16 protein-coding genes are annotated in these 21,266 nt (G+C 61.8%); 12 read left to right on the top strand and 4 right to left on the bottom strand.

The genetic code is table 11. The features are described from left to right. Window positions 1-45: 45 nt before the first annotated feature. A complete protein-coding gene (locus tag O3303_RS11915; protein WP_269558639.1) occupies window positions 46-2,418 on the bottom strand; it encodes an alpha-amylase family glycosyl hydrolase in 2,373 nt (790 codons plus the stop codon). Window positions 2,419-2,846: 428 nt separating this feature from the next. Here O3303_RS11915 and O3303_RS11910 point away from each other — a divergent pair, with 428 nt between their 5' ends. Then, the gene (locus O3303_RS11910; RefSeq protein ID WP_269558638.1) at window positions 2,847-3,587 is read left to right on the top strand and encodes a murein L,D-transpeptidase catalytic domain family protein; all 741 of its coding nucleotides are present in this window, start codon (window positions 2,847-2,849) and stop codon (window positions 3,585-3,587) included. A gap of 74 nt (window positions 3,588-3,661) precedes the next feature. Here O3303_RS11910 and O3303_RS11905 read toward each other — a convergent pair whose 3' ends face one another. From O3303_RS11905 to O3303_RS11895, 3 genes are all read right to left on the bottom strand, one after another. Beyond that, the gene (locus O3303_RS11905) at window positions 3,662-4,729 is read right to left on the bottom strand and encodes an Ldh family oxidoreductase (protein WP_269558637.1); all 1,068 of its coding nucleotides are present in this window, start codon (window positions 4,727-4,729) and stop codon (window positions 3,662-3,664) included. A 148-nt stretch (window positions 4,730-4,877) separates the two neighbouring features. Further along, complete coding sequence (locus O3303_RS11900) at window positions 4,878-5,834, bottom strand: Ppx/GppA phosphatase family protein (RefSeq protein WP_269558636.1); 957 nt, start codon at window positions 5,832-5,834, stop codon at window positions 4,878-4,880. Between the two features lie 189 nt (window positions 5,835-6,023). Beyond that, entirely contained in the window at window positions 6,024-6,908 is an 885-nt protein-coding gene (locus O3303_RS11895) for a class I SAM-dependent methyltransferase (RefSeq protein ID WP_269558635.1), read from the bottom strand. A gap of 311 nt (window positions 6,909-7,219) precedes the next feature. Between O3303_RS11895 and dapF the strand changes: the two genes are divergently transcribed. The 11 genes from dapF (at window position 7,220) to O3303_RS11840 (ending at window position 21,102) form a co-directional block, all read left to right on the top strand. Beyond that, window positions 7,220-8,023 carry a diaminopimelate epimerase gene (gene dapF / locus O3303_RS11890; RefSeq protein WP_269558634.1) on the top strand — a complete coding sequence of 268 codons (804 nt, stop codon included), beginning with the start codon at window positions 7,220-7,222 and terminating at the stop codon, window positions 8,021-8,023. 194 nt (window positions 8,024-8,217) lie between these two features. Next, a complete protein-coding gene (locus O3303_RS11885) occupies window positions 8,218-8,733 on the top strand; it encodes a GNAT family N-acetyltransferase (protein WP_269558633.1) in 516 nt (171 codons plus the stop codon). Between the two features lie 171 nt (window positions 8,734-8,904). Beyond that, complete coding sequence (locus O3303_RS11880; protein ID WP_269558632.1) at window positions 8,905-10,137, top strand: glycosyltransferase family 1 protein; 1,233 nt, start codon at window positions 8,905-8,907, stop codon at window positions 10,135-10,137. A gap of 46 nt (window positions 10,138-10,183) precedes the next feature. Next, window positions 10,184-11,365, top strand: a complete 1,182-nt coding sequence (gene glf, locus O3303_RS11875; RefSeq protein WP_269558631.1) for a UDP-galactopyranose mutase — start codon at window positions 10,184-10,186, stop codon at window positions 11,363-11,365. Between the two features lie 280 nt (window positions 11,366-11,645). Beyond that, the gene (secA, locus tag O3303_RS11870) at window positions 11,646-15,053 is read left to right on the top strand and encodes a preprotein translocase subunit SecA (protein WP_269558630.1); all 3,408 of its coding nucleotides are present in this window, start codon (window positions 11,646-11,648) and stop codon (window positions 15,051-15,053) included. Between the two features lie 108 nt (window positions 15,054-15,161). Further along, window positions 15,162-15,830 carry a deoxyribose-phosphate aldolase gene (gene deoC / locus O3303_RS11865; RefSeq protein ID WP_269558629.1) on the top strand — a complete coding sequence of 223 codons (669 nt, stop codon included), beginning with the start codon at window positions 15,162-15,164 and terminating at the stop codon, window positions 15,828-15,830. Continuing rightward, the gene (locus O3303_RS11860) at window positions 15,808-16,368 is read left to right on the top strand and encodes a sporulation protein (RefSeq protein ID WP_269558628.1); all 561 of its coding nucleotides are present in this window, start codon (window positions 15,808-15,810) and stop codon (window positions 16,366-16,368) included. The genes deoC and O3303_RS11860 overlap by 23 nt, the downstream gene beginning before the upstream one ends. Window positions 16,369-16,458: 90 nt before the next feature. Further along, window positions 16,459-17,652, top strand: a complete 1,194-nt coding sequence (locus O3303_RS11855; protein WP_269558627.1) for a M20 metallopeptidase family protein — start codon at window positions 16,459-16,461, stop codon at window positions 17,650-17,652. Window positions 17,653-17,877: 225 nt separating this feature from the next. Further along, complete coding sequence (locus O3303_RS11850; RefSeq protein WP_269558626.1) at window positions 17,878-18,681, top strand: hypothetical protein; 804 nt, start codon at window positions 17,878-17,880, stop codon at window positions 18,679-18,681. Window positions 18,682-18,900: 219 nt separating this feature from the next. Next, entirely contained in the window at window positions 18,901-19,344 is a 444-nt protein-coding gene (locus tag O3303_RS11845) for an Hsp20/alpha crystallin family protein (protein ID WP_269558625.1), read from the top strand. Window positions 19,345-19,599: 255 nt separating this feature from the next. Beyond that, on the top strand, window positions 19,600-21,102 hold the full coding sequence (locus O3303_RS11840) for a Do family serine endopeptidase (RefSeq protein WP_269558624.1): 1,503 nt from the start codon (window positions 19,600-19,602) through the stop codon (window positions 21,100-21,102). Window positions 21,103-21,266 lie beyond the last annotated feature (164 nt).

The raw sequence follows: 21,266 nt of genomic DNA, 5'->3' as shown, positions 1-21,266 counted from the left end.
CCGGAAACTCCGGAGGCGCTTTTTATAAGTTACTAAGCCTGATTTTTACTGCACCGCTACTTTGCGGCTCAGGCCCAGTTCCGGCACGTTCAACTGGTATACCCCGGCCGGCAGCGCCCGCTCGATGCGGAGGCGCTGCTCGGTGGAGCCGGGGTAGAGGCGTACTTTCTGCTCGTGCACGAGGCGGCCCATCAGGTCCGTGAGGCGCAGCGTAGCCGTTACGTCCGTCGGCGACTGCAGCACCACGTCGATGCGATTGGCGGCGGTGGGGTTGGGGTACACCGTCAGGTCGGCGCCGGCCAGCGGCGTGCGGGCGTTGGCGGTGGCCAGCACGCCGGTTTCGCGCAGGGCGGTGCTGGTGAGTACGGCCGGAGCGGTGTAGGTGGCCTTGATGAAGGCGCGCTGGGCCGGGTTGGTGGCCACAGCGTTCTTAGCGCGCAGCGTCAGCCAGCCGGTGGCCGTGGGCGTGTAGGTGCCCACCAGGTTGCCGGTGCCGGTTTTGCTGCTCACGATGGTACTCGTGCCGCTCACCAGCTCCACCGCGAGGCTGCGGGTAGCATCCGTGGGGAACAGGGTGTAGGTGACGGTTTTGCCCGATTGCACGTAGATGCGGCCCGCCGTGCGGTAGGCCGTGGATGAGGCCGGCAGCTGCCCACCCTGCCGCAAGGAGCGGCTGTCACTGTCGCCCAGGTCATCGGCCAGCTCCCATTCCTGGGTGGTGGCCATGGCGGCGCGCACATAGTTGGTGCCGATGCCGGCAGGGGCCCACACCGAGTAGCCGCGGCGGCCGCCGGTGGCCGTGCCGTTGCAGGGCGGCGTGTTGATGCTCACCGTCTGCGAGCCGCTCACCGTCACGGTAGCCGTGCCGTTGGCGCCGGAATAGTCCTTGAGCACGGTGCCCGGCGCGAAATCACACGAAACCGTGCTGTTCTGCCAGGTCGAGAAGTTGTCGTTGATGCCGATGATGGCTTTGGTGCTGCGCTCAATTACGAGGTGGTCGGCGGCCTGCCAGCGCACTTTGTAGGCGCCGTCCTTGAAGCGCAGATTCTGGTGGCACCAGATCAGGTTCTCGATGTCGGAACGCTGGGGCAAATCGACGGTGCTGGTGGGCTGGTGCGAGTAGCGCTTGCCCGTGTTGCCGATATTAAACAGGTCTTCGAAGAAAATCTGCGGCGAGCCATCCACAGCCAGCGCGGCAGCATACGCAGCCGACAAACGCGGATCGAACGGGTCAATGTGCGGGGCCAGCTCCGAGCCGGAGTTCCAGCCAGTGTAGTTGCCGGTGGTGCTTACCTGGGGCCGGAACGTGTCGTGGTTGTTCACGAACGGCACCGTGCGGTGCACAAAAGTGCCGTTGATCTGCACCACCCGCGTGCCCTGCTGATAAGTCGGCAGCGAGCCGATATCGAAGTTGCCGCCCCCGCTCACGATGCTATACAGGGCATTGCGCAGCGAGAAATCGAAGGTGCCGGCGCGGTTCTGCACGCCCGCCACCCAGCTGTCCATTTGGCCGCTGCCGCCCACCCATTCGCCCACGGCGTACATGGTGGCGCCGCCGTTGGCCCAGCCGGCGTTGCTTTGCATGTTGTAGAGGAAATCCTCCATGGCAAACTCTGGGAAGTGCTTCACGGCATCCAGGCGCACGCCATCAAAGCCTTCCTGCTTTTTGTACCACACCAGCCAGTTGCGCTGGTTGTTGCGCATATAGTCTGCGCCCTGCGCCGGGTTGAAGGTGGCGTTGGAGCTCTGCCCATACGAGCCGTTGTAGTAGCTGATATCGGGCCCGAACAGAATCTGGTTCTGGTCGCCGGAGGTGGAGTTGTTGCCGGGGTTGGGGTTGAAGTTCTGCCAGTTTTTGGGGAAGCGGCCGTTGCGGGCCAGGTAGTTGGCAGCCGTTTCGTCGGTGGCGGGCTTGCTGTAGCTCACGTACCGGAAGTTCTTGTACTTGCTGGTCGAGCCATCTTCCCAGGCGGCCGGGTCCTGGCCACCGCCGCCGGTTTGGGAGCCGGCCCCGTCGTTGTGGTTCAGTACGATGTCCTGCACCACCTCAATGCCGTTGGCGTGCAGCACGGCCACAGCGCGCAGCAGCTCATCCTTGTTGCCCATGCGGGTGGCCGTGAAGCCTTTCTGGTACTTGTCGCCCAGGTCGTAGTTGTCGAAGGGCGAGTAGCCGTTGCCCTGGTTGCCGTTCTTGATGGTGGGCGGCAGCCACACGGCATCAATGCCCATGGCTTTCAGGCGCGGGGCCAGCAGGGCAATGTAGTTGGCCCAGCCGTTGGGGTAGTTGGTGTTCCAGTAGTCCCACCAGTAGCCTTGCAGCACTACTTTTTGGGCTTTGGCGGGTTGGCCGCCCAGCACTAAAAGGGCAGCTGCGGCCAGGGTGAGCTTGCGCCACCATGCGTTTGTACAATTGAGCATATGGGGTTGGGGGAATTGGTTGGTGAAGCGGGTCGGAAGCGGCGAAAATTCGCTTGTGCCGGCAATTTTGGGAAATGCCGGGCTACAAGATAAATAAGAAAATTCCGCTATTAAGTCCTTGGCCAAAATTTTGCTGCCGGCCCTGCTGCTGCCGCAAGCTGGCGCAGTGGCCGCAAGCCGAGGGAATTAATCGTGGTAGCGCTATGTTGTGCCTGTTCCAATGCCGGAGGTAGTGCCACTATCATCCGGATGCAAGCTATTTGCGTATAGGCTTTTCAAGATGGCTTTCAGAGCACGAAAGACATCTTTTGTACAACCGAAACCGAAGTGTGTCGATGGAAAATCATAGTGTAGTTCGTCGCCAGCGGCTGAAGCGCCGGGCCCGCCGCATGGCGCGCCGGGTATTACCGTTCGTAGCCGCTCTGTTCATGGCCACCCCGTTGGCCGGCCCGGTAGTGGGCAGCGGCAACAAGGCGAAAGCCGCAAGCGTGGAAACCAAGCTGCCGTCCGCCAAAAGCCTGCAGGCCGCTTTCTTCAACCAGCGCCTGCACGACCTGTACCGCGACCTGAACGTGGAAAGCCAGGGCCTGCGCTACGCCGTGTTCGAGAAAGCCATGACCGGCTACCTCAACCTGCAGCACGACGGCCAGCTTGCCAACGATAAGCAGCTGCTGACAGTAGTAGATTTCGAGCTACCCAGCACCGAAAAGCGCCTCTGGGTGCTCGATATAGAGGCCAAGCAGGTGAAGTTTCATACGCTGGTAGCGCACGGCCACAACTCCGGCGAGAACGTAGCCACCAACTTCTCCAACCAGAACGAGTCGAATATGAGCAGCCTGGGCTTCTACGTGACGCAGGGCGAATACGTGGGCAAGCACGGCCGCTCGCTCAAGCTCAACGGCGTCGATGAAGGCTACAACACCAACGCGCTGGCCCGCTCCGTGGTCATGCACGGCGCCGACTACGTGAGCGAGGATTTCATCCGGCAGTATGGCCGCCTGGGCCGCAGCCTCGGCTGCCCGGCCCTGCCCATGGATCAGAAAGACGAAATCATTGAGGCCGTAAACGGTGGCACTTGCCTGTTCCTGAACGGCCCCGACCAGTCGTATTCCTCCAAGTATCTCAACGAAGACGTGGCCATGAACGCGCTGCTCAGCAGCAACAGCTAAGCCACTATATCAACAAAAAAGCCCCGCCGACACTGTGTCGGCGGGGCTTTTTTGTTGAAAAATGCTGATAGCCGCTACAGCTTCACGCCAAACTTGCTGCCCACAGTTTCCAGGTCCCGGATGACGGGCTCCAGAAGCGGAATGCCCTCTAACAGCCGCACGGCGGAGGTTTCGCGCTCTGGGTCGCCGGGGATGAGTACGTGGCGGCCTTCCACGGCCTGCGCGGCCCGGAACGTGCTGATCCAGTTGTCCATGTGCGCCTTGAACTCGTCGGCGGGGCGGAAGGCGTCTACGCGCATCGCCCCAAAGAAGTGGCCCAGGCCCTGGCCCACCGGATTGGCCGAGGGCTGCAGAAACGCCACGAACGGCGGCACCCACGGCCCGTAGTTGGCCCCGCTCAGCACCGCCGAAAAGATGTCGACCACGGCGCCCAGGCCGTAGCCTTTGTGCGAGCCGGTAGCGCCGCCCAGCGGCAGCAGCGCGCCGCCGTTTTTCACGGCGTTGGCATCCGTTGAGCCGGTGCCGGTGGCATCTTGGGCCCAGCCTTCCGGAATCGGTAGGTTTTTGCGCTGCGCGATTTCCAGCTTGCCGTTGGCGGCCGTAGTAGTGGCCATATCCAGCACGAAATCGGGCTGCTCACCGGCGGGCACGGCCACGGCAATGGGATTGGTGCCCAGCAGCCGCTCCAGGGAGTAAGTGGGCGCCACCAGCGGCGAGGCGTTGGTCATGGCCACCCCAATCATGTCGTGGGCCAAAGCCAGCATGGCGTGGTAGCCGGCAATGCCGAAGTGGTTGGAATTCTTCACCGACACCCAGCCCGTGCCCACCAGCCGGGCCTTATCCATGGCCACCTGCATAGCCCGTGGCCCCACCACCAGTCCCAGGCCCCCGTCGCCGTCCACCACGGCCGTGCTGGGCGTTTCGTAGGTGACGCCCACGCGGGGCGTGGCGTTGATGCGGCCGGCTTCCCAGAGACGCACGTAGCCGATGAGCCGCGCCACTCCGTGCGAGTCCACGCCGCGCAAATCGGCGGAGAGCAGGGTTTCGGTGGCCAGGGTGGCGTCGGCATCGGGGCAGCCCATCCCGCTGAAAACGGCCTCGGCGAACGTGAAGAGCTGGTTGTAGGAGAGGGTAGTGGTCATTGGCAGAGGGAAGCGGCGCCCGGTTCCCAGGGCTAAAGCCCTGGGCTATGGAGTGGAGCAGATAAGCGGTAAGAAGGAGCAAATACGCCAGTTTCACTAGCCCAGGGCTTCAGCCCTGGGGCACGGCGCGCGGCTGGAACGGCCCAGGCTACGACGCCAGCATTTCGGCCAGCAGCCCTTCCTTGAGGGCGTAGGCCGAGGTGCGCAGGTGCGTGATGCCGGTCAGCTCCAGCACGTAGTCGATCAGCACTACGGCCACCACCAGCATGTCGGCGCGCATGGGCAGGATGCCGGGCAGGGCCTTGCGCTGCTCGTGGAGCAAACTCAGCAGCTGCTGCTGGCTGCGGCGGAAGCTCTCCAGCGGCAGGTCCGTGGACGGCGGCAGGTCGGCTTCGGCGCGCAGGCGGCCCAGGTGCATGTCGGCTAGGCTGTCGAACGAGCCGGACGCGCCCACTAGGCCCACCGGCCGGAACTCGGCCACGGCGGCAGCCAGCGGCGCCAGTACCTGCTGGAAATAGGCTTTTTCGGCCGCTACGGCTTCGGGCGGGAACACGCCGCTGGGGTCCGGAAAGAACTTATCGAGCAGGCGTTGGGCCCCGATTTCAAAGCTCTGCTTCCAGAAGATCTGGCTTTCATCGGCCACGATAAACTCTACCGAGCCGCCGCCAATGTCCATAATCAGGTGCTTCTCGGCTCCCAGCGGCACGGCCCGGCGCACGCCAGCGCAGATCAGCTCGGCCTCCCGGTCGCCGGCAATGACTTCCACCTGAATGCCGGTCTGCTCAAATATGTCCTTCACCAGCTCGGGGCCGTTGCTGGTCACGCGCATGGCGCTGGTGGCCGTGGCGCGCACGTCCGTCACCTGGTGCAGCTCCATTTCCTCCTTGAAGCCGGCCAGCGTGTGCAGGGCCCGCGCATACGGCTCGGGTGCAATCTGGCCCTTGCTGATGCCACCCTCACCCAGCCGCACGCCCACTTTCGTGCGCAACAGCGTAACGGGCTGCGCGTGGCGCGCCTCGGGTAGCTCCACAATCAGCAGGTGAAACGTGTTGGTGCCCATGTCAATAAGGGCCAGCCGGCGGTGCAGAGAAGGAGGATGTGACACGGACTCGGGTGATGAGGTAATGAAGAAATAGAAGGGTAGGGGCCGGCTGTCATTCCGGGCCTGTTGCGCCTGGAGCAAGGACGAGGAATCTGGTATACTGACGTTGGAGCCCCTTGATTTCCACACTAGCGAGATTCCTCGCAAGCTCGGAATGACGTGCTGGTTTTTAACTGTGGTATCCCAAGCCACCTACGTGGCGAAGCGGCAGAACGTGCCCAGCGGCAGCTTGCGGGCGGCGGCATCGTGCAGGTAGATTTCCCCGATTTCGCGCTTGTCGCGCATAGCCGGGAAGATTTCGCCCACCAGATTGTCGAGAATCAGGGCCGAGAAACCCAATGAATAGAGGTTTACGAGGAAGAAATGGTCCTCGGGGTCGAGCAGCTCCTTGCAAAGCTTGAGCATCTCGTTGAGCTCGTCTTCCAGCTGCCACTTCTCACCGTTGGGGCCGCGGCCGTAGGCGGGCGGGTCGAGGATGAGGCCTTGGTATTTGCTGCCGCGCTTCACCTCGCGCCGCACATATTTCATGGCGTCTTCCACCAGCCAGCGCACGCCGTCGAGGTTGCTGGCCTCCATGTTGTCGCGGGCCCAGAAATTCACCTGCTTCACCGAGTCGAGGTGCGTAACGTCGGCGCCGGCGGCGCGGGCGGCCAGCGTGGCGGCCCCGGTGTAGGCAAACAGGTTGAGCACGCGCGGCACGGCCGCTTTGCGCTTGCGGGTCTGGTTGTAGATGAACTGCCAGTTGGGGTCCTGCTCCGGAAACAGACCCACGTGCTTAAACGACGACATGCCCAGCCGAAACCGCAGCTTCAGGCCGTCGGGCCGCTCGTAGCCGATCAGCCACTGCTCAGGCGTGCCGGGCTTGATTTTCCACTGCCCGCGCTCCTGGCTGCCCTTTTCGCGGTTGAACGTGGCGTTGGCGCGCTGCCATTCCGAGGCCGGCAGGTGCGGGTCCCAGATGGCTTGGGGCTCGGGCCGGGCCAGAATGTGCTGGCCAAAACGCTCCAGTTTCTCGAAGTTGCCGGCGTCAATCAGCTCGTAGTCGGCCCAGGGGCTCGTGGTCAGGAAGGTGTACATGCCTGCAAAGGTACGAAGGGGGTTATGAGGTGATGAGGTGAATCGTGATGAGGTGATGAAGTGACAGGTGAAAAGTAAAAGGTCGTCATTCCGAGTGGAGCGAGGAATCTCGGCAGTGTGGAAATCACCAGGAAGCAGGCTCACAAAAAAACTCGTCTGGCTCCCCCTCTCCACGGGAGAGGGGGCCGGGGGGTGAGGCTAACGTCAGCACGCGAGATTCCTCGCAAGCTCGGAATGACGTTCTTACTTTGTCTCCTGTCTCCTGTCTCCTGTCTCCTGTCACCTCATCCCCCCCTTCGTACCTTTGCCCCATGAGCACCACGCTGCACTTCCACAAATACCAGGGCACCGGCAACGACTTCGTGATGCTGGACGACCGCGCCGAAACCTTCGATGCCGCCGACCACGCGCTGGTGCGCCACCTCTGCGACCGGCGCCGCGGCATCGGCGCCGATGGCCTGATTCTGCTGCGCAACCACCCGGAGTATGATTTCGAGATGGTGTATTTCAACGCCGACGGCCACCTGGGCTCGATGTGCGGCAACGGCGGGCGCTGCACCGTGGCCTTTGCCCGGCAGTTGGGCGTCATCGAAACCGAAACCCGCTTCCTGGCCGCCGACGGCCCCCACGAAGCCCGCATCGACGCCGACGGTACCGTACACCTGCGCATGCAGGACGTAGCCGGGCAGCAGGAGTTGGAAAACCTGGGCGTGTTCCTCGATACCGGCTCGCCGCACGTGGTGCGTCTGCAGGCAGCCGGCACGCTGGCCGAGCTGAACGTGTTTGCCGAAGGCCGCGCTATCCGCTACGGCGAGCTGTTCCGCGAGAAAGGCACCAACATCAACTTCGTGGAGGCGCCCGCCGCGCCCGGCCAGCCCTGGCAGGTGCGCACCTACGAGCGGGGCGTGGAAGACGAAACCCTGAGCTGCGGCACCGGCGTCACGGCCGTGGCGCTGGCCGCTTCGCAGCACGGCGCCACCAGCCCCGTGCACCTGCGCACCCCCGGCGGCGACCTGCGCGTAACCTTCCAGACCCAGCCCGACGGCTCGTTCCAGCACGTCTACCTCATCGGCCCCGCCACGCGGGTGTTTGAGGGAAGAATAGATGTAGCATAGGCTTTAGCCTGTGCCGGACCTCACCCCCTGGCCCCCTCTCCAAAAGAGAGGGGGAACTAGTTTGAAAAACCATTCTGTCATTTTCAACCACCCCAACCGTCTCCTTGTAAAAGGAGGGGAACTAGCTCTAGAAGAACCTATCAGCTAGTTCCCCCTCTCCATCGGAGAGGGGGTTAGGGGGTGAGGCCTCCGTTATGCTCCATTCTGACCTCGTATTCCTGCGCCCCCTCGAAGCCGACGACCTCGACTTCCTGTACGCGCTGGAAAACGACCCCGCGGTCTGGAGCGTGTCCGACACGCTGGCCCCCGTGTCGCGCTACACCCTGCGGCAGTACCTCGATAGCGCCGCCACCGACTTCCACGAGGTGCGGCAGTTGCGGCTGGTGCTGTGCGCCACCGCCACCGGCGCGGCCGTGGGAACCGTCGATATATTCGGGTTTGAGCCGCTGCACCAGCGGGCCGGGGTGGGCATTGTGGTGCTGGCCAGCCAGCGCCGGCAGGGCTATGCGCAGGCCGCGCTGCAGCTGGTGCAGCCCTACGCCCGGCAGGTGTTGCGGCTGCACCAGCTGCACTGCACCATTTCGGCCGATAATACGGCTAGCCTTCAGCTGTTTATGGCGGCTGGTTTTGGCGCCGTAGGTACCCGCCGCCAATGGCTGCGCCGGGCCGACGGCTGGCAGGATGCCGTAGAAATGCAGCTGCTGCTGTGAGCCGGCTGCGGAACTAGTGAATTTAGTTGAACTATGCCAAATACCTTAGTGTTAGCTCGGCAATATCCTTTTAAATAATCGGGCGTATAGTCAGCAGGGGCCGGCAGGTCGTTGAGGCGGAATCTTTCAGTAGAAACCCGTGCCCCGATTACTCATTCTCGCTTTCTGTTTATGCCGCTGACCACACCAGCGGAGTTGGATGCGTGCGCCTCCATCTCTGCCGCTACCCCTACAACTACTAACGCCACCGTTGCTTACTCTCTGCCCGATTTAGTGTGTTTTGCGCACTTACACTGGGATTTTGTGTGGCAGCGCCCGCAGCATTTGCTTTCGCGCTTTGCCCAATATGGCCGGGTGTTCTACGTAGAAGACGCCTTCTATCACGCCGACGACCTCATTGAGCCGCACCTGGAAGTGAAAGAGCGTCAGCAGGGCCTCAAGGTGCTGGTCGTGCATCTGCCGCACAAGCTGCGCGCCGACGAAGCCGTGGCCAACCAGACCCAGTTCGAGGTCCTCAGCCGCTACTTCGACGAGCAGGGTGTGGACCGGTACGTGTTCTGGTACTACACGCCGATGGCGCTGGGCAAGTCGCGCTTCTTCAAGCCCGTGCTGACCGTGTACGACTGCATGGACGAGCTGGCGGCTTTCAAGTTTGCCCCGCCGCAGTTGCGAGAGCGGGAGCAGGAGCTGTTCGAGAAGGCCGAGCTGGTGTTCACGGGCGGCCACACGCTCTACGAAGCCAAGCGCCAGCAGCACCCCGACGCGCACCCTTTCCCCAGCAGCATCGACAAGGCCCACTTCGGCCAGGCCCGCCAGGCCATGCCCGAGCCCGCCGACCAGGCCGGTATTGCGCATCCGCGCATCGGGTTCTTCGGCGTGGTGGATGAGCGGCTGGACATTGCGCTGCTGGGTGAGCTGGCCGACGCGCACCCCGAGTGGCAGTTTGTCATTATCGGGCCCGTGGTGAAGATTGACGCGGCTACGCTGCCGCAGCAGGCCAACGTGCACTACCTCGGCGGCAAAGATTACCAGGAGCTGCCCGCTTACCTGCAGGGCTGGGAGGTGGCCACGCTGCTCTTCGCCGACAACGAAAGCACCAAGTTCATTTCGCCCACCAAAACGCCCGAATACCTGGCCGCCGGCCGCCCGGTGGTCAGCACGCCCATCCGCGACGTGGTGCGCCCCTACGGCGAGCTGAACCTCGTGTACATTGCTGATAACGCCGCTGATTTCGGCCAGGCCATTGAAAAGGCCCTGACGCAGACCCAGGACGCCGACTGGCGCCAGCGCACCGACGACTACCTCGCCACCATTTCCTGGGACCAGACCTGGCAGCAGATGCTGGACCTGATGCATGCCCGCCTGCACGCCAAAGTGCCTGCTGTTCCGCTCGCTACTACCTGAAAATTCCCTTTCCGAATCCTCCTACCAACCACAACACCCGTACGTTATGTTCGATTACCTCATTGTTGGGGCCGGTTTTGCCGGCAGCGTGCTGGCCGAGCGGCTGGCCACCCGCTCAAATAAGAAAGTGCTGATTGTAGACAAGCGCAGCCACATTGCCGGCAACGCCTACGACCATTATAATGAAGACGGTATCCTGGTTCACAAATACGGCCCGCATATCTTCCACACCAATTCCAAGGACGTTTTCGAGTACCTGTCTGACTTCACCGACTGGCGCCCCTACGAGCACCGCGTGTTGGCTTCCGTGGATGGCCAGCTGGTGCCCATGCCCATCAACCTTGACACCATCAACAAGCTCTACGGCCTGTCGCTGAACAGCTTCGAGGTGGAGCAGTTTTTCGAGTCGGTGGCCGAGGATGTGCCCGTTATCCGGACTTCCGAGGACGTGGTAGTGAGCAAAGTGGGTCGCGAGCTGTACGAGAAGTTCTTCAAGAACTACACCCGCAAGCAGTGGGGCATGGACCCCTCGGAGCTGGACAAGTCCGTGACGAGCCGGGTGCCCACCCGCACCAACCGCGACGACCGGTACTTCACCGACACCTACCAGGCCATGCCGCTGCACGGCTACACCCGCATGTTCGAGCGGATGCTGGACCACCCCAACATCAAGGTGATGCTCAACACCGACTACCACGACATTATCGACTTCATTCCTTTCAAGGAAATGATTTTCACGGGGCCGGTCGACGAGTATTTCGACTTCAAATACGGCAAGCTGCCGTACCGCTCGCTGGAGTTCAAGCACGAAACCCTGAACGAGGAGCAGCATCTGGCCGCGCCCGTGGTGAACTACCCCAACGACAACCTGTACACGCGCATCACGGAGTTTAAGGCCCTCACTGGCCAGAAGCACCCCAAAACCGCGCTGGTCTACGAGTATCCCAAAGCCGAGGGCGACCCGTACTACCCCGTGCCGCGCCTCGAAAACGCCGAGCTCTACAACCAGTATAAAAAGCTGGCCGACCAGACGCCCAACGTACACTTTGTGGGCCGCCTCGCTACCTATAAGTACTACAACATGGACCAGGTAGTGGCCCAGGCCCTCACGCTCTACAAGCGTCTCACCGAGAAGAGCGAAGAAGCCCAAAAGGCCCAGAAACCGGCCATTCTAGGCTCCACGTCCATCATGGACAAGCTGGTGCCCCGCGACCCGGCCAAGCAGTAAGGTTACTTTTGTCATCCTGAGCGGAGCGAAGGATCTTATCACGTAAGAGCAACGTCGCCGGGTAGTAATCCAGCCGTGATAGGGTCCTTCGCTCCGCTCAGGATGACAAATGATTTCCTGACAACAAATCCGAAACGACAAACCCCGCACACTCTTTGAGGATGCGGGGTTTGTCGTTTTGGGGTCCGGGGCGGCGCGTTTACGGTATTTCACCGGGAGAATCCCGGAAAACACTGTAAATTTGAGGTACGCCCCGGCGTTTCAGTTTAAAAATAACAGCATGTTTGACTTTCTAGGGAAAACCGTCGCCAAGATTTTCGGAACGAAATCGGACCGGGACTTGAAGGAGATTATCCCCTATGTGGCGCTCGTAAACGCCGAATATGCCAAACTGGCACAGCTCTCCGACGACCAGCTGCGCGAGCACACCAACGAGGTGCGCGCCCGCATCGACGCCCATCTAAAGCCGCTCGACGACCAGTTGGCCGCGTTGCACGCCCGCGTCAACGACGACGCCAGCCTCGACATCATGGCCAAGGAGAAGCTCTTCGACCAGATTGATGAGCTGGAAAAGCAGCGCAACAAAGACCTGGAAGTGGTGCTGATGCAGGTGCTGCCCGCCGCCTTTGCCACGGTGAAGGAAACGGCCCGCCGCTACACCGAAAACGGCCAGCTGGTGGTAACCGCCACCGACTACGACCGCCAGTACGCGCAGCGCAAAAAGAACGTCACGATTCAGGGCGACAAGGCCATCTGGAGCAATAAGTGGCTGGCCGCCGGCGCCGAAATCACCTGGGACATGATTCACTACGACGTCCAGATCATCGGGGGCGTGGTGCTGCACCAGGGCAAGATTTCGGAAATGGCCACGGGCGAGGGCAAAACCCTCGTTTCGACGCTGCCGGCGTTCCTGAACGCGCTGAGCAAGCGCGGCGTGCACCTGGTAACCGTCAACGACTACCTGGCCAAGCGTGACTCGGAGTGGAATGCGCCGCTGTTCGAGTTCCACGGCATCACCGTAGACTGCATCGATAAGCACCAGCCCAACACCGACGCCCGCCGCGCCGCCTACGCCGCCGACATCACCTACGGCACCAACAACGAATTCGGCTTCGACTACCTGCGCGACAACATGGCGCGCGAAACCGGCGAGCTGGTGCAGCGCAAGCACCACTACGCCATGGTCGACGAAGTGGACTCCGTACTGATTGACGATGCCCGGACGCCGCTCATCATCTCGGGCCCCGTGCCCCGCGGCGACGTGCACGAGTTCTACCAGCTCAAGCCCCGCATCCAGCGCCTCGTAGACGAGCAGAAGAAGCTGGTGCAGCAGTATCTGGTGGAGGCCCGCAAAGGCATCAAGGACGGCAAAGAAGGCTACAAGGAAGGCGAAGCCGGCCTGTCGCTGTTCCGCGCCTACCGCGGCCTGCCCAAGAGCAAGCCGCTCATCAAGTTCCTGAGCGAAACCGGCATGCGCGCCGTGCTGCAGAAAGTGGAAAACCACTACCTGCAGGACAACGCCCGCCAGATGCCCCAGGCCGATATGCCGCTGTTCTTCACGATCGACGAGAAGAACAACCAGATCGAGCTGACCGAAAAAGGCATCGACCTGATTACGGCCCAGGGCGAGGATCCGCACCTGTTCATCATGCCCGACATCGGCTCGGAAATCGCCAATCTGGAGCGCAGCACCACCCTCAAAGACGACGAAAAGCTGCACCAGAAAGAGCAGCTGATGCAGGACTACCAGGAGAAGAGCGAGCGGGTCCACACCGTAAACCAGCTTCTGAAGGCCTACACGCTGTTCGAGAAGGACGACCAGTACATCCTGACCGACGACGGCAAGGTGAAAATCGTGGATGAGCAGACCGGCCGCGTAATGGAAGGCCGCCGCTACTCCGACGGTTTGCACCAGGCTATTGAGGCCAAGGAAAACGTGCGCGTGGAAGACGCCACCCAGACCTACGCCACCGTGACGCTGCAGAACTACTTCCGCATGTACCACAAGCTGGGCGGCATGACGGGTACGGCCGAAACCGAAGCCGGCGAGCTGTGGGACATCTACAAGCTCGACGTGGTGGTGATTCCGACCAACCGCGGCATCCAGCGCAAAGACGAGCACGACAAAGTCTACAAGACCGTGCGCGAGAAGTACAATGCTGTGGCCGAGGAAATACAGACGCTGGTGCAGGCCGGCCGCCCGGTGCTGGTAGGTACCACGAGCGTGGAAATCTCGGAGCTGGTGAGCCGCATGCTGAAGCTGCGCGGCATCCAGCACCAGGTGCTCAACGCCAAGCAGAACCAGCGCGAAGCCGAAATTGTGGCCGGCGCCGGCTTCCCCGGCACCGTGACCATTGCCACCAACATGGCTGGCCGCGGTACCGACATCAAGCTCAAGGAAACCTCTAAAGCCTCGGGTGGCCTGGCTATCATCGGTACGGAGCGCCACGAAAGCCGCCGCGTAGACCGCCAGCTGCGGGGGCGCGCCGGCCGCCAGGGCGACCCGGGCTCTTCGCAGTTTTTCGTGAGCCTCGAAGACAACCTGATGCGCCTGTTCGGCTCCGACCGGATTGCCAAGCTCATGGACCGCATGGGTCTGGAGGAAGGCGAGGTGATTCAGCACTCGATGATTACCAGCTCGATTGAGCGCGCCCAGAAGAAGGTCGAGGAAAACAACTTCGGTCAGCGCAAGCGCCTGCTCGAGTACGACGACGTGATGAACGCCCAGCGCGAGGTAGTGTACAAGCGCCGCCGCAACGCCCTGTTCGGCGAGCGTCTGGAGCTGGACGTGTGGAACATGATTTACGACGTGGCCGAGGACATCGTGGCTGCCCATAAAATTTCGGGCGACTACGAGGACTTCAAGCTGGCCATCATCCGCGTGTACGGCTACGATACCTACATCACGGAAGCCGAGATGAAGGGCATGGTGGCCGGTACTCTGTCGCAGAAGCTCTACGACGAAGCGCTGGGCTACTACCACAGCAAGAACGACCACATTGCCAGCAACGCCATGCCGCTCGTGAACAGCCTGCTGGAGCAGAACGCCCCGTTCGAGAACGTAGCAGTGCCCTTCACCGATGGCCGCAAGCAGGTGTCGGCAGTAGCCAGCCTGCGCCGCTCGCAGGCTACGGGAGGCCACGAAATCATCCGGAGCATGGAGAAATCCGTGGTGCTGTCGACCATCGACACCGCCTGGACCCAGCACCTGCGCCAGATGGATGACCTGAAGCAAGTAGTGCAGAACGCCGTGTACGAGCAGAAAGACCCGCTGCTGGTGTATAAGTTCGAGAGCTTCGAGCTGTTCAAAGGCATGATCGGCAAGGTGAACGAGGACACCCTGTCGTTCCTCTTCCGCGCCGATATTCCGGTGCAGGGCGGCGCGCAGGGCACCGACGAGGCTGAGTTCTACATCGAAGACGAGCTGCCGACGCCTGCCCCGATGCCCAAGCTGACGGCTGAGAAGGAAGTGTCGTCGATTTCGCTGGGTGCCGGTCCTGAGGACATGGGCCCCGACGACGCGCAGATTCTGGAAAAGCAGACGCCGGCCCGCTCGCAGAAAGTGGCCAACCGCAACGAGAAAGTGACCGTGCAGTACATGGACGGCCGCATCGTGAGCGACGTGAAATACAAGACCGTGGAAGACGACCTGCTCAACAACCGCTGCGTGCTGGTTGACGAGGCATAAGGCCGCCACAAGCCGCAGAACGGGCCGCGTTTCCAGCAGGAAGCGCGGCCCGTTTGTTGTAAAGCGCCAGTCTGTTTCGCGCTACATCCTTCTACCTTTGCGTTGCCTATGAACCTCGCTTCCTATATCGACCATACGCTGCTGCGGCCCGATGCCACGCCCGCCCAGATCCGGCAGCTGTGCCAGGAGGCCGCCGCGCAGCAGTTTGCCAGCGTGTGCGTGCCGCCCTGCTACGTGCGCCTGGCCGCCGAGGCCCTGCACGGCAGCGGCGTGCCGGTGTGCACCGTCATCGGCTTTCCGCTGGGCTACGCGCTGGCGAAGGTGAAATTCTTCGAGGCGCATCTGGCCCTGGCCGATGGGGCGACGGAGCTGGATATGGTCATCAACGTGGGTGCCCTCAAAGCCGGCGCGCTGGCTGAAGTGGAAGAGGAAATAGGCCAGCTGGCCGAGCTGTGCCACTTCCGCGGCGCCATTCTGAAGGTGATAATCGAAACGGCGCTGCTGACCGAAGAGGAAATCGTGACGGCCTGCCGGCTGTGCGCCGAGGCCGGTGCCGACTTCGTGAAAACCTCCACCGGCTTTGCCAGCCGCGGCGCCTCGGTGGCCGATATTGCGCTGATGCGGCAGTCGTTGCCAGACACTATCCGTATCAAGGCCTCCGGCGGTATCCAGGCCCGGGCGTTTGCGCTGGCGCTGGTTGCGGCCGGTGCCGACCGGCTGGGCTCATCCAACAGTCTGGCTTTGCTTGAAGAACATGATGAAACCCCTACTGCGTAACGTGCTGCTGCTTCCCGCATTTCTTGCCCTGGGGGCCTGCGCCGCCACCGCGCCCGCCGCCACCGGCCCCACCGCCCCCGCCGATACCACCAAAACCCGCGCCGCCCAGACCGCGCCGGCCGTGCCCGCCGAGGACCTGAGCCGCTACCGGCCCGTGTTCAGCGCGCCCAAAGAAACGGTCGTTTCCGCGGCCCCGCGCACCGCTATAGCACCCACCAACCAGGTAAATGCCCAGGTAGAACAGCGCCTGCGCGACCAGGCTTTCACCAACCAAAACGTGAAATATGCTCAGGGTTTCCGCATTCTGGCCTACGTGGGGCTGGAGCGCGACCAGGCCATGAGCATCCGCCGCGCCGTCATCAGCCGCTACCCCGACGAAACCGACTACCTGACCTTCAAGCAGCCGGTTTTCCGCCTTTACATCGGTGACTACCTTACGCGCCTCGAAGCTGAGCAGGCCATGCTTCGCATCCGGCCGCTGGCCCCCAAGGCCGAGCTGGAATCGGCCCAGGTGGTACTCAACAAAGCGGCGTACTAGAGTTGTTAGTTGTCGGTCTGCTCCAATAACCAGCAATCTGTACTTAATCAACGACTGACAACCGACAACTAACAACTGACAACCTGCCCTATGCAACACCTGCTTTCCCGCATTAAAGCGCTGGCCACTGAGCACGCCGCCGATACCGTCGCCCTGCGCCACCATCTGCACGCTCACCCCGAGCTGTCGTTTGAGGAGCATAATACCGTGGCCTTCGTGAGTGAGCAGCTGCGGCAGCTGGGGCTGCAGCCCCAGCCCATTGCCAAAACCGGCGTGGTGGCTCTCATCGAGGGCCGCAACCCGGCCTCCCGCACCGTGGCCCTGCGCGCCGACATGGACGCGCTGCCCATCACGGAGCAGAACGAAGTGCCCTACAAATCCCAAAACCCCGGCGTGATGCACGCCTGCGGCCACGATGTGCACACGTCGTCGCTGCTGGGGGCGGCCCGCATTCTGGTGGCGCTGAAGGACGAGTTTGAGGGCACCGTGAAGCTGATGTTTCAGCCCGGTGAGGAACGGCTGCCGGGTGGGGCAAACCTGATGATTCAGGAGGGCGTGCTCGAAAACCCCAAGCCGGCCAGCGTGCTGGGTCAGCACGTTTTTCCAATGCTGCCCGCCGGCCAGATCGGCGTCCGGCCCGGCCGCTACATGGCCAGCACCGACGAGCTCTACCTGACCGTGCGCGGCAAAGGCGGCCACGGCGCCATGCCCGAAATGAACCTCGACCCCGTGCTGGTGGCCGCCCACATCATTGTGGCGGCGCAGCAGATTGTGAGCCGCCGCGCCAACCCCAAGATGCCTTCCGTGCTGTCGTTCGGCAAAGTCATTGCCAACGGCGCCACCAACGTCATTCCCAATGAAGTCTACATCGAGGGCACCTTCCGGACGCTGAACGAAGAGTGGCGCAACGAGGCCCACGGCCACCTGCGCCGCCTTTGCGAGGGCCTGGCCGACTCGATGGGCGCCACCTGCGAGCTTGAAATCCGGCGCGGCTACCCGTACCTGGAAAACGAGCCCAATCTCACGGCCCGCGTGCGCGCCGCCGCCGAGCAGTACCTGGGCCCGGAAAACGTGATTGAGCTGGACCAGTGGATGGCCGCCGAGGATTTCGCCTACTTCTCGCAGGCCGCCGACGCCTGTTTCTACCGCCTCGGCACCCGCGCCGAAGATGGCCGCTTTGCCTCCAGCGTGCACACGCCCACCTTCGATATCGAGCCCAAAGCCCTGGAAACCGGCCCCGGCCTGATGGCCTGGCTCACGCTCTGCGAGCTGCATGTAGCATAGGCTTCAGCCTGTGCCGGCCCATAGAGTTGAGGTGACTACCATAGTGTAGCGCGAGCTGCGTAGTTCGCGCTACACTACGTTGTACCGATTATCGTTCCGTAGTGCGAATTGCATAATTCGCGCTACGAGCCTCATCATCACCTGAACGAAGGCACTGCGCAACAGCCGCACAACAATATTCGCTAACGGGCACAGGCTGAAGCCTATGCTACATCTGCCTTTTCTATGCGTCACCAATTTCTACTGCTTACCGCCTGCCTGCTTGCCACCGCTGCCACGGCCCAGCGCCGGAGCGTCGGCAGCACGCTGCTGCTGCCCGAGGTACAGGCCGAGCTGGCCCTGACCGGCGACGACTATGCGCTGGCCGCTTTCAACCTGGGTGCCCAGACGGTGAGCTCCGGTAGTAAGTTTTCCACGGCTCAGCTGCGCCTCGGCTACGAGCATTTCTGGAATGAGCAGTGGAGTGGGGGCGGGCTGCTTAACGTGTACTCGTACGATAACGGCTATAACAACAACAGCCGCCGCCGGGACTATACTATCACGCCGGAGGCCTTTGTGCGCCATTGGAACACGTTCGGCAGCTTCAATTTCCGGCAGCGGCTGAGCGTGGAGCAACAGATTGCGCTGGCCGATGACGCCGAAAGCCGCGCCCTCACCCGCCTGCGCCTCGACCTGGACCGGGTGTTTCCGCTGGGCACCAGCCTGGCCCTGCGCCCTCGCATCTCCTACGAAGCCGCCGCCTTCCTGCGCCTGCAGCGCGACGAGTTGGAAGAAAAAGAGCGGGTAATCGACTTCGGCAGCCTGCGCGGTGAAATAGGCGTACGCGTGTCGCCCCGTTTCGATTTCACGCCCTGGGTGGCGTCGCAGACCACGTACATCAACGCGTTGGTGCAGACCGATGCCAACGGCAACGTCACCGGCGGCGGCCGCACCAACCTCATCACGCCCGTCGTGGGCCTGGACCTGCGTTTCACCCTCTTCAAAGGCGGCTCCGTGTTCGAGCGCCGGCAGCTTCCAACGCAGCACTAGGTTGATTCGTGACTTTTTGTCGTGAGTTGGATTGCGGTGAAAATAGGCTTGATGGGTTGTATAGTCGGTATTTGTTGAAACGTGGATAGGGTTAAAATTCAGCGAATACACTTTTAATGTCTTTTTGTCATTAAAATACGGCTGGTATGGATTTTATAGAGTAGGGGTGTGCCCGACGGCACAGATTCAACTTCTGACTCAACTACATCACCACATACCATGGCAACTCTGCTGTATAACAACCGCCCTGCTCTCCGTCCTTCGCGTGCCTTCAATGCCGTGCTCAGCGACATGCTGCGCGATACGCTGCCGGCCGTGAACCAGCCGTCCAAATCCTTTGCTCCAGCCGCCGATGTGTTGGAAACCGCCGCTGGCTTCGAGCTGCACCTGGCGCTGCCGGGCATAGCGAAAGACGCCGTCAGCATCGACTTCCAGGAAGGCCAACTCGTCATCAGCGGCGAGCGGAAGGCGCCTGAGGCCACCGAAAACGCTCCGAAGTTCCACCGTACCGAAACCGGCTACGGCAGCTTCACCCGCAGCTTCCGCCTGCCCGAAACCGTGGACGTAACGGCCATCAAAGCCGAGCTGACCGACGGCATTCTGCGCGTGCAACTGCCTTTTGACAGCAAAAAAGTGACGAAACATCACATCGAAGTGCGCTAGGCACTGCGAGTTCTGTAAAAAAGGCACCCGGTCGGGTGCCTTTTTTGTTGGCCCGCGTGTTGCTAGAGTAAGCAGCAGGAAGCGGTACGCAAAACGGGTTGGTTTGTCGACTAATAACCCCGACTGATCTACCAAATGCAACCTCGTACTACCGGGCGCGCATCTTTCGTTGCATACAGGCGCTCCTTTGGGAGTTTATGCCTGCTTTCTTAAATTCGAATCTCTTCTTTTTTCCTTCTTTCACTGTTCTTACCCATGCAAGCAAAACAAATGATGCTCGGTCTGCTCGGTTCCGCTGTACTTGGCGGGGGCGTGGCAGTGGGTGGGTACAAGCTGCTGGAACCAGAGCGCACCAACGCGCCCCAGGCTATTGCGGCTGACCCCAACATTCGGTACACGAGTGAGCTGCGCAGCAGCAACTACGTGGTGCCCGAAGGCCTCAACTTCACGGCGGCGGCTGCTTCCGTGACGCCGGCCGTGGTGCACGTAATGACGGAGTACGCGCCCAAAGCGGGCCAGGGCGGCAGCGCCCGCATGGATCCGTTCCTACGCCAGTTCTTCGGCGATGAGCTGGAGCAGTACCATCAGCCCCAGCGCGGGCCGCAGCAGGGCTCCGGCTCCGGCGTTATCATCGCCGCCAATGGCTATATCGTCACCAATAACCACGTGATTGATAAGGCCGATAAGATTGAAGTGGTGATGGACGACAAGCGCAAGTTCGAAGCCGAACTGGTGGGAGTCGACCCGACCACCGACCTAGCGCTGCTCAAGGTGAAAGCCGATAACCTGCCATTCATCCGCTACGGCAACTCCGACCAGGTGAAAGTAGGGGAGTGGGTACTGGCCGTGGGCAACCCGTTCAATTTGAACTCCACCGTGACGGCCGGTATCATCTCGGCCAAGGGCCGCAACATCAACATCCTGCGCGACCAGCAGGGCATGGGCATCGAAAGCTTCCTGCAGACCGATGCCGTGGTGAACCCCGGCAACTCGGGTGGCGCGCTGGTTAACCTGAACGGCGACCTGATCGGCATCAATTCGGCCATTGCCTCGCAGACGGGCTCGTTTGTGGGCTACTCCTTTGCCGTGCCCAGCTCCATTGTGAGCAAGGTGATTGACGACCTGCTGAAGTATAAAGTGGTGCAGCGGGCGCTGTTGGGCGTGCAGATCCGGGAGGTAGATGCCACGCTGGCTTCGGAGAAGAAGCTGAACTCTCTGAGCGGCGTGTACGTGATGGGCCTGAGCAAGAACAGCTCGGCCGCCGACGCCGGCCTTCGCGAAGGCGACATCATCACGGAAATCAACGGCGCGAAGGTGAACACCTCCTCGCAGCTGCAGGAGCAGGTAGCCCGCTTCCGTCCTGGCGACAAAATCAAGGTGACCTACCTGCGCGGCTCCGACTCGCGCACGGCCTCGGCCACGCTGCGCAACTCCACCGGCACCACCGACATCATTCGGGAAGAGCTGGCCAAAGCCATCAAGTATGAAGGCGCCACGCTGGCCCCGGTGAGCAAGCAGGAAATGAACAAGCTGGGCCTGGAAGGCGGCGCCAAAATCAGCGGCATCCAGGGCTCCAACTTCCGCGAAACCGGCATTGCCGACGGCTTCATCATCACCCGCATTGATAAGAACAAGGTGGGCAAGCCGCAGGACGTGCAGCAGTTTCTGGAAGCCGCCAAGGAAAGCCAGGGCGCGCTGGTAGAAGGCGTGTACCCCGACGGCCGCAAAGCCTACTACCCCATCGGGCAGGCTGAGTAGCTGTCATTCCGAGCAAAGCGAGGAATCTGAGAGTTTCGGTTGCCTAATGTTTATGAAAAGCTCCTGCTACGTCTGTAGCAGGAGCTTTTTTGCATTTGAGTGGATACGTCAGGAGCATGAGCAATAGTAGCCCCGGTGCCAATTCATTAGATTTGCTGAATACC

Origin of the sequence: Hymenobacter canadensis (assembly GCF_027359925.1) — a bacterium.
GTDB classification, from domain to species: domain Bacteria; phylum Bacteroidota; class Bacteroidia; order Cytophagales; family Hymenobacteraceae; genus Hymenobacter; species Hymenobacter canadensis.
This window is presented reverse-complemented; position numbering and strand designations above follow the sequence as displayed.